Annotated in this window: 13 protein-coding genes; 11 read left to right on the top strand and 2 right to left on the bottom strand. The window is 34.5% G+C overall.

Translation table 11 applies throughout. The features are described from left to right. Window positions 1-81 precede the first annotated feature (81 nt). Window positions 82-1,338 carry an NAD(P)/FAD-dependent oxidoreductase gene (locus OZP12_RS16015; RefSeq protein ID WP_281226041.1) on the bottom strand — a complete coding sequence of 419 codons (1,257 nt, stop codon included), beginning with the start codon at window positions 1,336-1,338 and terminating at the stop codon, window positions 82-84. A gap of 54 nt (window positions 1,339-1,392) precedes the next feature. Next, window positions 1,393-2,481 carry a class I SAM-dependent methyltransferase gene (locus tag OZP12_RS16010; RefSeq protein WP_281226040.1) on the bottom strand — a complete coding sequence of 363 codons (1,089 nt, stop codon included), beginning with the start codon at window positions 2,479-2,481 and terminating at the stop codon, window positions 1,393-1,395. 205 nt (window positions 2,482-2,686) lie between these two features. Here OZP12_RS16010 and flxA point away from each other — a divergent pair, with 205 nt between their 5' ends. The 11 genes from flxA to darH all read left to right on the top strand — a co-directional run bounded on the left by flxA (window position 2,687) and on the right by darH (window position 12,163). Then, a complete protein-coding gene (flxA, locus tag OZP12_RS16005; RefSeq protein ID WP_281226039.1) occupies window positions 2,687-4,207 on the top strand; it encodes a flexirubin biosynthesis tyrosine ammonia-lyase FlxA in 1,521 nt (506 codons plus the stop codon). Window positions 4,208-4,243: 36 nt separating this feature from the next. Continuing rightward, a complete protein-coding gene (gene flxB, locus OZP12_RS16000; RefSeq protein ID WP_281226038.1) occupies window positions 4,244-4,975 on the top strand; it encodes a flexirubin biosynthesis SDR family reductase FlxB in 732 nt (243 codons plus the stop codon). A 15-nt stretch (window positions 4,976-4,990) separates the two neighbouring features. Next, window positions 4,991-6,250 (top strand): beta-ketoacyl-[acyl-carrier-protein] synthase family protein, encoded by a 1,260-nt coding sequence (locus tag OZP12_RS15995; RefSeq protein ID WP_281226037.1) that lies wholly within the window; start codon window positions 4,991-4,993, stop codon window positions 6,248-6,250. Further along, the gene (locus OZP12_RS15990) at window positions 6,219-6,470 is read left to right on the top strand and encodes an acyl carrier protein (RefSeq protein ID WP_281226036.1); all 252 of its coding nucleotides are present in this window, start codon (window positions 6,219-6,221) and stop codon (window positions 6,468-6,470) included. Before OZP12_RS15995 ends, OZP12_RS15990 begins: the two co-directional genes overlap by 32 nt. A 207-nt stretch (window positions 6,471-6,677) precedes the next feature. After that, complete coding sequence (locus OZP12_RS15985) at window positions 6,678-7,556, top strand: lysophospholipid acyltransferase family protein (protein WP_281226035.1); 879 nt, start codon at window positions 6,678-6,680, stop codon at window positions 7,554-7,556. Between the two features lie 229 nt (window positions 7,557-7,785). Further along, on the top strand, window positions 7,786-8,691 hold the full coding sequence (locus tag OZP12_RS15980) for an NADPH-dependent FMN reductase family protein (protein ID WP_281226034.1): 906 nt from the start codon (window positions 7,786-7,788) through the stop codon (window positions 8,689-8,691). Window positions 8,692-8,697: 6 nt separating this feature from the next. Further along, window positions 8,698-9,831, top strand: coding sequence for a dialkylresorcinol biosynthesis protein DarB (darB, locus tag OZP12_RS15975; RefSeq protein WP_281226033.1), 1,134 nt, complete (start codon window positions 8,698-8,700; stop codon window positions 9,829-9,831). Further along, complete coding sequence (locus OZP12_RS15970) at window positions 9,831-10,271, top strand: hotdog family protein (protein ID WP_281226032.1); 441 nt, start codon at window positions 9,831-9,833, stop codon at window positions 10,269-10,271. The genes darB and OZP12_RS15970 overlap by 1 nt, the downstream gene beginning before the upstream one ends. Before the next feature lie 11 nt (window positions 10,272-10,282). Beyond that, on the top strand, window positions 10,283-10,750 hold the full coding sequence (locus tag OZP12_RS15965) for a hotdog family protein (RefSeq protein ID WP_281226031.1): 468 nt from the start codon (window positions 10,283-10,285) through the stop codon (window positions 10,748-10,750). A 10-nt stretch (window positions 10,751-10,760) separates the two neighbouring features. Continuing rightward, the gene (gene DarG / locus OZP12_RS15960; RefSeq protein ID WP_281226030.1) at window positions 10,761-11,165 is read left to right on the top strand and encodes a flexirubin biosynthesis protein DarG; all 405 of its coding nucleotides are present in this window, start codon (window positions 10,761-10,763) and stop codon (window positions 11,163-11,165) included. Further along, window positions 11,165-12,163, top strand: a complete 999-nt coding sequence (darH, locus tag OZP12_RS15955; protein WP_281226029.1) for a BtrH-related acyltransferase DarH — start codon at window positions 11,165-11,167, stop codon at window positions 12,161-12,163. The genes DarG and darH overlap by 1 nt, the downstream gene beginning before the upstream one ends. The last annotated feature ends 18 nt before the right edge of the window (window positions 12,164-12,181 follow it).

Below are 12,181 nucleotides of genomic sequence, written 5' to 3'. Positions count from 1 at the left end.
TTAACTATTTAATAACCAATGCCTTTTTGATTGAAATAATTGAAAGAAGTTGTTTTTAAATTTAGATAAAAAAATCCCGGTCTATAAACCAGGATTCTTTTGTGGATTTTCCATTTGAAGTAAATGAGCCATATTCTTGATGAGATTATCATGTTTTTTTACAAATGGATTTTCTTCATCCCACACATAACCTGCGAGTACAGCACATATTTTTCTTTTTACATCGGGGTTTTCAGGTTGATGAAAAAATAAGGTTTGCAGGTTTCCGGTGTACCATTCTTTTACGTAAGTGGTAAAAACGGCAATTCCTCTTTTCATGTATTCGGTAAATTCAGATTCCCAATCTACGGGAATTCCCTGTGATTCTTTAAGGTATAATTTAGCGGCAAGCATACCTGATTCGGTAGCAAATGCAACACCCGAAGAGAATACGGGATCCAAAAACTCGGAACTGTTTCCGGTAAGGGCAAAACCATCTCCGTACATTTTTTTAACAGATCGGGAATAATTTTCTAATTTGATAGGTTCAAACAAGAAGTCAACTCCTTTAAATCGCTTGATATAATAGTCGGAAAGCTGAATGGCGTTTTTCAATGCTTCGGCATTATCTTTATCGGTAGAAAGCGAATTGATGAAATCTGTTGGTCCCACAACGCCAAGACTGGTGTTCCCGTTTGAAAAAGGAATAACCCATAACCAAACTTCGGTTTCAAGTATATCAAATGAAATCATTGTCCCTTCCACTCCTTCAGGACGGTTAACATCTACAACATGTGTGAAAATAGAGGAATGCGGGTCAAGTTTAGAAGGTGTATCCAAGTCCAAAAGGCGAGGCAATACTCTACCATAACCGCTGGAATCAATGATGAATTTGGCGTGAATTTCTTTTAAATTCCCTTCCTTGTCTTTGACAACGGTAGTTGAATTTTTTCCTTCAAAAGTCACCGAAACCACTTCCGATTCAAATTCTAAATCAATGCCTTTTCGAACGACTTCCTGAGCCATAGTATTGTCAAAATCGGCTCGGGGAACTTGCCAGGTCCAATCCCAGCCTTCGGAAAATTTATTACTGAAATCAAAAACACAGATTTCTTCCCCTCGTATGAATCGTGCACCCAGTTTTTTTTCAAAGTTCATAGCATCCAGGCATTCGAATAATTCTGCTTCGGCAAAATGATCCATAACCCTAGGAATAAGGCTTTCTCCCACAACTATTCTAGGAAATTTTGTTTTTTCTACTACCTTAATTTTGACTCCTTTTTTATGAAGATAAGAAGCAGATACGCATCCGGAGGGCCCTGCTCCAATAATTAAAACATCTACGAATTCTTGTGTCATTATATTTATCGCAATTAAAATTTTGTTCGCGGTTTGTTGTGATTTACCGTGTTACTAATTTAAAGAATTATTAAGTTGTAATGCTCTTTTTTTACATTTTATCAAGGTATGACTCATTCCAATCATTTCATGCATTTCATCAATTACAAATCCTGCTTTTTCAATTATTTTTATGATGTCTTTCGAATGGAACATTTGGCTATTTCCATTGGCAACTGCTGTAAAATATAGCGATGTTGCATGCAAACTGTATGTTGATGCTTGGAATTTTTGCAGGTCCCAAAATGTTTCCAAAATGTAGAAACTCGCATCTGCTGTCATGGCTTCATGAGTTTTTTTAAGAATTGTTTCTATTTCTTCCAATGAAAAACAATCAATAAACTGGCTCATCCAGATAATATCAAAACCTTTTGGTAGTGGGATCGAATTGTCCAGTAAATTGGCGTCTATAGTTGAAATTCGGTCTTGAAAACCAGCTTCCCGAATATTTTTTCTTGCTACTTCGGTTTGTCCCGGTAAATCCAAAATGGTGATTTTTACCGTTGGGTCGTATTTGGCACATTGCAAAGAAAATTTTCCGGTATTGCCGCCAACGTCCAAAAAGGATCTTGGTTTATTGCTGAATAAAATAGGCATAATTTCGGGAAAAGTATAATCGGAATAGAAGTGGTCAAAGTCGAACCAGCTTTTTTTGATTTTTTCAGGCAATTCGGATAAACCAACATAAACGGTGTCCCAATTCCCCAGTTCTTTCAATCCTTCCGGTTTTCCATTGACTATAGATTCTTCCAGACGGTTCATCGCGAGATAATTTACATCTTGGGTGAAATCCATATTTACATTGGTCATTTTGTCCCTTAATATAAAGTACCCGGTTTTTGTCAGTATGAATTCATTGTCTTTCAAATAAACCATTTCAAGGCTTAAACCTGCTTCGAGCAAAACTTTTACACCATAGACAGATAAATTTAATTCGGTTGCAATGGTTTCTATGCTTGCTTTGTCATTGTTAAATAAGTATTCTAAAATACCCAAATTCCGGAGTGATTTTGCTGCTTGGAACATAATTGGGGCAAAAGCAATTTTCTGGGCATCTAAATTCGCTTGGACAACATTTTTTTTGTCAGAACCAAAATCTTTCATTCTTTTTTTTAATATTTAATGCAGCGTTGTAAGTGTTTGTTATTGTGAGTATTCTATTTGTTTTTTTGATTTGGCAAACAAAAAAAATATAGGTTTACTAATTTTAGCGATATTATGCTACATTTGTTTATTCAAATTAACCACATTATATCTTAAATAAAAATTAAATTTTAATATATTTAATTGAAAAAATAATACAAATTGAATGAATGCTATAAAGGAGTTTTTAAGCCTAGAAGAGTTTGAATCTGTAATCTTTAATAATGATAAGATAAATATCAGCCAAGTTGTTTTAGATAGAGTTAATGAAAGTTTTGATTTTCTAAAAGAATTCTCAGTTAACAAAATTATTTACGGTGTGAATACTGGATTTGGGCCAATGGCTCAATATCGTATTAAAGACGAAGACCGCATACAATTGCAGTATAATTTAATACGAAGCCATGCTTCCGGTACAGGAAAACCGTTGAATGCAACTTGTGTTAAAGCGGCAATTTTGGCTAGGTTAAATACACTTTCGTTAGGTAATTCGGGAGTTCATTCGTCAGTAATCCAATTGATGAAAGAACTGATTAATAGAGATATTACTCCTTTGATTTTTGAACATGGGGGAGTAGGAGCTAGTGGTGATTTAGTGCAATTGGCACATTTGGCTTTGGTTCTTATCGGTGAAGGTGAGGTTTTTTATAAAGGAGAAAGAAGACCAACTCAGGAGGTTTTCGCTATTGAAAAATTGGAACCTATTCAAGTTGAAATCAGAGAAGGATTGGCTTTGATGAACGGAACGTCTGTGATGACCGGAATTGGGGTTGTCAATGTGTATCATGCTAAGAAATTACTGGATTGGTCGATTAAATTTTCTGGTGCTATCAATGAAATGGTGCAAGCGTATGACGACCATTTCTCAGAAGAATTAAATAATACCAAGCGCCATAAAGGACAACGTGAAGTTGCTTCACGAATGCGTGCAAATCTTGCGGACAGTACTTTAATCAGAAAAAGAGAAGACCATTTATATTCGGGAGAAAATACAGAAGAAGTTTTCAAAGAAAAAGTTCAGGAATATTATTCTTTGCGTTGTGTTCCTCAAATTTTAGGGCCAATTTTGGAAACTATAAGTAATGTGGCTTCTATTTTGGAAGAAGAATTTAATTCGGCAAATGACAATCCAATTATAGACGTGAAAAATCAGCATGTGTATCATGGCGGTAATTTTCACGGGGATTACATTTCGCTGGAAATGGATAAATTGAAAATTGCAGTTACCAAATTAACGATGCTTGCTGAGCGTCAGTTAAATTATTTATTAAATTCAAAAATAAACGAGATTTTTCCTCCATTTGTGAATTTGGGGACTTTAGGTTTCAATTTCGGGATGCAGGGAGTTCAGTTTACAGCAACTTCTACAACTGCCGAAAATCAGATGTTGTCGAATCCTATGTATGTTCACAGTATTCCTAACAATAATGACAATCAGGATATTGTAAGTATGGGGACAAACGCGGCCGTAATTGCATCAAAAGTTATTGAAAATGCATTTGAGGTTTTGGCTATCGAAATAATAACGATTGTTCAGGCAATTGATTATTTGGAACAAAAAGACCGAATTTCATCTGTGACCAGAAAAATATATGATGATATTCGCGTCATTATTCCTAGATTCGAACAAGATCAGGTAATGTATCCTTTTGTACAAAAAGTAAAAGATTATTTGATTAATAATTAATTCAGAAATCTAAAATCCACAATCTAAAATAAGAATATGAAATGTGCATTGGTAACAGGAGGTTCTAGAGGAATTGGTAGTGCTATTTGTGAAAAATTGTCACAAGACAGCAGCTATCATATTTTGATTAATTATTATTCCAATAAAGAAGAGGCCGAAAATACATTAGAACAAGTAATTGCAAATGGAGGTACGGGAGAAATTCTAAAATTTGATGTTGCCAATTATGATGAAGTGCAATCAGTATTGACGCAATGGCAAGAGGCAAATCCGGAAGCAATTGTAGAAGCTATTATAAATAACGCAGGAATTACCAAAGACGGTTTATTCATGTGGATGAGTCAGGAAGATTGGTCAAGCGTTATCAACACCAGTTTGAATGGTTTTTTTAATGTGACTAATTTTTTCATGCAAAAAATGTTGCGAAATAAATATGGCCGAATCGTAAATATTGTTTCTCTTTCAGGTGTAAAAGGAACTGCGGGACAAACGAATTATTCGGCGGCAAAAGGAGCGGTGATTGCAGCTACAAAGGCTTTGGCACAAGAAGTTGCCAAAAGAAATATCACTGTCAATGCTGTGGCTCCTGGTTTTATAAAAACAAATATGACGAGCCATCTTGATGAAAAGGAATTGGTAAAAATGATTCCGGTGAATCGTTTTGGCGAAGCCGAAGAAGTGGCTGATTTGGTTAGCTTTTTAGTTTCTAAGAAATCAAGTTATATTACCGGCGAAATCATAAATATAAATGGTGGAATTTATTCATAAATAATAGAATAGAAAATGAATAAAAGAGTTGTCATCACAGGAATGGGAATTTATTCCTGCATCGGAAGATCGTTAGACGAAGTAAAAGATTCATTATATCAGGGAAAATCGGGTATTGTGTTTGATCCCGAGCGAAAAGAATTTGGTTTTCAATCCGCTTTGACTGGGATGGTTCCTAAACCGGATTTAAAAAGTCTTTTGACCCGAAGACAAAGAATAAGTCTTGGTGAAGAAACCGAATATGCTTACATGGCAACGATTGAGGCTCTAAAAAACGCCAACATTGATGAAGCTTTTTTTGATGAGAATGAAGTAGGAATAATGTATGGAAATGATAGTGTATCCAAAGCGATTATTGAAGCGACAGATATTATCAGAGAGAAAAAAGACACTGCTTTAATTGGTTCGGGTGCTATTTTCAAATCGATGAATTCAACGGTTACGATGAATCTCTCTACTATTTTTAAAATTAGGGGGATTAATTTAACGGTTAGTGCGGCATGTGCCAGTGGATCACATTCTATAGGATTGGCCTATTTTTTAATCAAAAGCGGTTTTCAGGATGTGATTATCTGTGGTGGATCACAAGAAATTAATAAATATGCGATGTGTAGTTTTGACGGTTTGGGTGTTTTTTCTCCAAGAGAAGAGGAACCAGCCAAGGCTTCAAGACCTTTTGACAGCAGTCGTGACGGTTTAATTCCAAGCGGTGGCGGTGCCACTCTGATTTTGGAATCTTATGAATCGGCTGTAAAAAGAGGAGCGCCTATTTTGGCAGAAATTGTGGGTTATGGATTTTCATCTAATGGAGGACATATTTCTACGCCAAATGTGGAAGGGCCATCTACAGCTATGCAAAGAGCATTAGACGAAGCCGGAATAAAACCAAGCGATGTAGATTACATTAACGCACATGCTACTTCCACACCTGTAGGAGACGGGAATGAAGCAAAAGCTATTTATAATGTCTTTGGAGAGAGTAATCCTTATGTGAGTTCTACAAAGTCCATGACGGGGCACGAATGCTGGATGGCTGGTGCCAGCGAGGTTATTTATTCCATTTTGATGATGCAAAACGATTTCATTGCGCCAAACATTAATTTGGAAACACCAGACGAAGATGCCGCAAAATTAAATTTGGTGAAAACCACTTTAAATAAAAAAATTGACATATTTTTGTCGAATTCCTTCGGTTTTGGAGGTACGAATTCCGCATTAGTAGTTAAAAAGTATAATAAAAGTAATGAACAAAGAAGTAATCATAGAGAAGATTAATGATTTTTTAATTGATGAATTTGAGGTGGATGGTGATGATATTCAGTCAGATGCAAATTTGAAAAACACTTTAGGGTTGGATAGTTTAGACTATGTAGATTTGGTTGTTTCTATTGAATCTAATTTTGGTGTTAAATTAGTCGAAGCTGATTTTGCAGGCATAGATTCATTTCAAAGTTTCTATGATCTAATTGAAAATAAGATTAAAAATAAGGCATAAATTATAATTTTAGAATGTGATGGCATTCTGAAATCTGCAATCAACGTTGTTGTCTTGATAAATAAAAAGATAACAAAACTGTTGTCAAGTCGAGCGCAGTCGAGACTAAATATTGAGTCTCGACTGCGCTCGACTTGACAAATGAGCTTAAGGAAACGCCATTGAATCTAAAATCAAAAAATCTACAACCTAAATCTACAAATTAAAATGAGTCAATGGGATGGAAAATCTAAAGGGACTGTTTTAGGATACCAAATTTTTGTTTTTTTTATTAAAAAAGTAGGAATTAGAACGGCTTATTTTATCCTTTATTTTGTAGCAACTTATTATTTTATTTTCCTAAAGAAAAGTAATGCCTCAATCTTTTATTATTTCAGAAAAAGATTGGGATATTCCTATTTTAAGTCCAAGAGAATGGTTTTTAAAAGTTATTATACTTTTGGACAGACTATTATCGATAAAATCGCTATTGGTGCTGGATTGAAAGATAAGTTTACCTATGAACATGATGGTAAGGAAATTCTTCTTCGACTTTTGGAAGAAAAAAAAGGTGGGGTGCTTATTAGTGCCCATATGGGAAATTTCGAAATAGCCGAACATTTTTTTAGTGAAATTGATTTCAAGTTTCAAATAAATCTCGTTACTACTGATTTAGAGCATTCAACAATAAAAAAATACCTTGAAAGTATTACTCAAAAACCGAAAATAAATATCATATTGATTAGTGAAGATTTGTCGCATATTTTCGAGATAAATTCGGCTCTTGCCAGAAATGAATTGGTTTGTTTTACCGGAGACCGCTATTTTGAAGGAGTAAAATCGTTGAGCGAAAAATTATTAGGCGAAGACGCTCTTTTCCCAGCCGGACCATTTCTAATATCTTCCCGTTTAAAAGTTCCGGTGGTTTTTGTGTATGTAATGAAAGAGCCTAATCTGCATTATCATCTTTATACCAGAGAAGCTAAAGTAAAGCATCGAGATGAAAAAGGCTTGCTGAAAGAATATACTCAAAGTGTTGAAGGCATGATTAATAAATATCCATTACAATGGTTTAACTATTTTGATTTTTGGAATAAAATAGATTAACCAATAATAATCTTCAATTTTTTTGTACTGGTTTGTGCTTTTAAGAAGAAGTCAGTTTCAATTTTTATGAATTTGATAATTGAGATGTAATGAATTTAAATTGAGCTGGTTAGTTTGTGTTGTAAATTATTTCTTATTCAATATGCTTATTCTTTGCAAAGAAATAAAACAGTAATTAGGATTAATTATAAATTTTGAGTTATTTTCGTTTTTATAAAAACGTACCCAAATGAAAAACGTCCTAGTAATCTATTATTCTCAATCGGGACAATTAGAATCCATTGCCAGAAATATTGCAAAGCCATTTTTGAATTCAGATAATATCAATGTTTTATTTCATGAAATTCAGTTAGAAAAGCCATTTCCTTTTCCTTGGAATAGTGAAGCTTTTTTTGGTGCTTTCCCCGAATCTTTTTTGCAGATTCCAACTGCTTTGAAACCGGTTTCAGAAGAAATAATGAACACTAAATTTGATTTGATTTTGTTGAATTATCAGGTTTGGTATTTAACTCCTTCAATTCCTGTAAATTCCTTTTTGAAAAGCCCGGAAGCTAAAATTCTTTTAAATAATACCCCGGTTGTAACTATAAATGGTTCCAGAAATATGTGGGTGATGGCTCAGGAAAAAGTGAAAGCCTTATTGAAACAAAATAATGCAGTATTAAAAGGGAATATCGCTTTGGTTGATCGAGTAGGGAATTTAATAAGTGTTATTACAATTGTGGAATGGATGTTTTCTGGGGTTAAGAAAAAATACCTCGGAATCTTTCCTTTACCTGGTGTTTCGGATAAGGATATTGATGAATCCACAAAATTTGGAGAAGTCATTCTTTCGGGATTGAACGATAATAATATGGATGATCTGCAGTCCAAATTGGTTGCTGTAGATGCTGTTAAAGTCAGCTCTTATTTAGTTACAGTTGATAGGACAGCCAATAAAATTTTTGCAAAATGGTCTAATTTAATCATTAATAAAGGGGAATCCAGAAAGGCTTGGACAAAAGTTTTTAAAGTGTATTTATTATTGGCTATTTGGTTAATCTCGCCAATAGTTTATATCTTGCACGTTCTTACTTATCCGTTAAAAGTTCAAAAAATAAGGAAAGAATTAGAATATTATAAAGGAATAAATTAGATTATTATGTTTGATGTATATATTACAAAAGCGGCCAAATTTTTACCGAATGATGCTATTTCTAATGATGAAATGGAGAATTATTTGGGGTTAATAAATGAAACCGCATCCAAAGCCAGAAGACTGATATTAAGAAACAATAAAATTGTCAATCGATATTATGCTTTGGACAAAAATGGAAAAAGCACACATAATAATGCTGAATTGACAAAAAATGCTATTCAAGGATTATTTGATGAAAGTTTCACAGCTCAGGACATGGAATTATTGTCTTGCGGAACAACGACTCCAGATGTTTTGGTGCCTTCGCATACATCAATGGTGCATGGATTATTGAAGAATAAATCGGTAGAACTAAATTCTTCTTCAGGAGTATGTTGTGCCGGAATGAGTGCTTTAAAATTTGGATATTTATCGATAAAATCAGGTAATACCCAAAATGCGGTTTGTACAGGTTCAGAAAAGTTATCGACCTGGATGAAGGCTGATAAGTTTGAAAATGAAGTTGTTAATTTAAAAAAACTCGAAGAACAACCGATTTTGGCTTTCAAAAAAGACTTTTTGCGCTGGATGTTATCTGATGGAGCAGGAGCTTTTTTATTGGAAAATAAACCAAAAGGTTCCATCTCTTTAAAAATAGAATGGATGGAAGCTTTCTCCTATGCATACGAATTGGAAACTTGTATGTATGCTGGTGGGGACAAATTGGAAAACGGAGAAATAAAACCGTGGAATGACTATAATACTGACCAATGGTTGAATGAATCTTTGTTTGCTTTCAAACAAGATGTTAAATTATTGGATGAGTTTATTTTGGTAAAAGGTTCTCAAAGTATGGCCGAGGCTTTGTCTAAAAATAATGTTTCTGCTTCCGAAATTGATTTCTTCCTGCCGCACGTTTCGTCTCATTATTTTGTGGATGGATTGAGTAAGTCATTGGCAGAAAGAGGTATGGTCATCCCAATGGAAAAATGGTTCATGAATTTGGCTTACGTAGGAAATGTTGGTGCGGCTTCAATCTATTTGGCTTTAGAAGAATTAATGAATTCAGGAAAATTGAAAAAAGGAAATAAAATACTTTTATCTGTTCCTGAAAGCGGTCGTTTTTCTTATGCTTATGCTTATTTAACGGTTTGTTAATGACGGTGGTTAGAAATAATCCATTAGGAGAAAAAGACTTTGTTGAAACTTTAATTCCGCAAAGATTCCCATTTGTAATGGTAGATAAGCTGTATTCCTATTCGGAGACAGAATTGGTTTCAGGATTTACAATTCAAAGCGATGCTCTTTTTCTGGAAAATGATTTTTTTCTTGAGTCGGGTATAATAGAACATATGGCGCAATCAGTGGCATTGCATACCGGATATCAGTTTTATTTAAAAAAGATGCAGGCTCCAACAGGTTATATTGGTTCTGTAAAAGATATTGAAATAAGCCAATTACCCAAACTTCATGACGAAATAATAACAACCGTTTCGATATTACAGGAATTTGGAGGGATTACTTTGGTTGATGTGGTGACCAAATTGGATGATGTTGAAATAGCCAAAGGTCAAATGAAGACTGTTTTGGCTAAATAATTTAGGACATTGTGAATAAAAGAGAGACTTCAAACCCAGTTGATATAAAAAAATATTTGCCACATCGGGCTCCGATGCTAATGGTGGATTTAATCTTGAAAATGGATGACGAACAGGTCGAAACCGTTTTTGAAATTAAAGCAGGCAATATATTTCTGGAGAATGGTTTTTTTACAGAATCTGGTTTAGTGGAAAACATGGCTCAAACCTGTTCATCCGTAGTGGCCAAAGATTATTTTATTGATGAAAATTATAATGATAAAGAGGGGGTGAATGTTGTTGGGTTTATCAGTGGTATCAAAACATTAAAAATCCATACTTTGCCACAGGTTGGGGATGTTATTTACACGAAAGCGTTGTTAGTGTCCAAATTTATTACCGACTCATATAGTTTGTGTACCATGAAAAGTCAGACTTTCAGAGCAGATGAATTGCTACTGGAAGGTGAAATCACATTATTTATCCAAGAACATAAATAAGAAAGATACGATGAAAAAAGAAGAAGTTCCTCAAGACAAAGGCAATCTTTCGAATAAAAACATGAAAGAGCTGGTTTATGCCACAGACGAAAACGGTAATTATACTACTGCTTTGAGTACAGGTTGGGAACCAAAAACGATTGCTCTATCAAACTCTATCGAAGAAATCAGCGAACGTATTGCGATTGCTAAAGCAAAAGTGGAGAATAATGAAGTGAGTCCGATTTTTTATTATATGGAATTCTGCAGAATGGATTTAGGAGTACTTTCCAGTTATGTAGGAATGTGGCAATGGCGTGTAAAAAGACACTTCAAACCTAAAGTTTTTGAAGGCTTAAGTGATTCTATTTTAAAAAAATACGCTGATTCTTTTAATATTACTATAGACGAATTGAAAAATTTTAAAACAAATTAATGGAAACAAATTTTGCACATCATCAATCGGCTCATTGTGAGAATGGGGTTGCTTCCAATTTGTTAAAACATAATGGATTGAATATTAGTGAACCAATGATTTTTGGGATTGGTTCCGGGCTTTTCTTTGTTTATTTGCCTTTTTTAAAAGTGAATTATGCGCCAGCCATCAGTTACAGACCGATGCCGGGCCAAATTTTTAATAAAGCGGCCAAACGTTTAGGCTTAAAAATCAAAAGACAGAAATTCTCCAGCGAAGCCAATGCTATTAAAGCTTTGGACGAAAATTTAAAAAATAATATTCCCTCGGGATTACAGGTGGGAGTGTATAATTTGACATATTTTCCAGATGAATACCGTTTTCATTTCAATGCCCACAATTTGGTGGTTTACGGGAAAACAGAAACAGATTATTTAATCAGTGATCCAGTTATGGAAAACGTAACGACGCTGACTCATGCCGAATTGAATAAAGTTCGTTTTGCCAAAGGTGCTTTTGCTCCAAGAGGGCAGATATATTACCCAATTCAAGTTCCTGCCAATGTCGATTTGAAAGGAGCGATTATAAAAGGGATTAAAAATACTTGCCGTGATATGCTGGCACCTATGCCGATAATAGGTGTGCGCGGAATGCGTCTTGTTGCCAAACTGATTAAGAAATGGCCTGTGAAAGAAGGAACTAAAAAAGCCAATCATTATTTGGCTCAAGTAGTAAGAATGCAGGAAGAAATAGGAACTGGCGGTGGTGGTTTCCGATTTATATACGCGGCCTTTTTACAGGAAGCGGCGATTGTGTTAGGAAATGATGAACTGCAGACTTTATCGCTTGAAATGACTGCGATTGGCGATTTATGGAGAGATTTTGCCGTAGAAGCTTCCCGTGTTTATAAAAATAGAAGCACCAAAGTTGATGTTTACAATATGCTTTCTGATAATCTTTTGGTAATTGCTGATAGGGAAGAAGCATTTTTTAAAAAACTGAAAAAGGCAATTAGCTAAAAAAGAACCTCTATTTTG

Source organism: Flavobacterium aquiphilum (genome assembly GCF_027111335.1).
GTDB classification, from domain to species: Bacteria; Bacteroidota; Bacteroidia; order Flavobacteriales; family Flavobacteriaceae; genus Flavobacterium; species Flavobacterium aquiphilum.
This window is presented reverse-complemented; position numbering and strand designations above follow the sequence as displayed.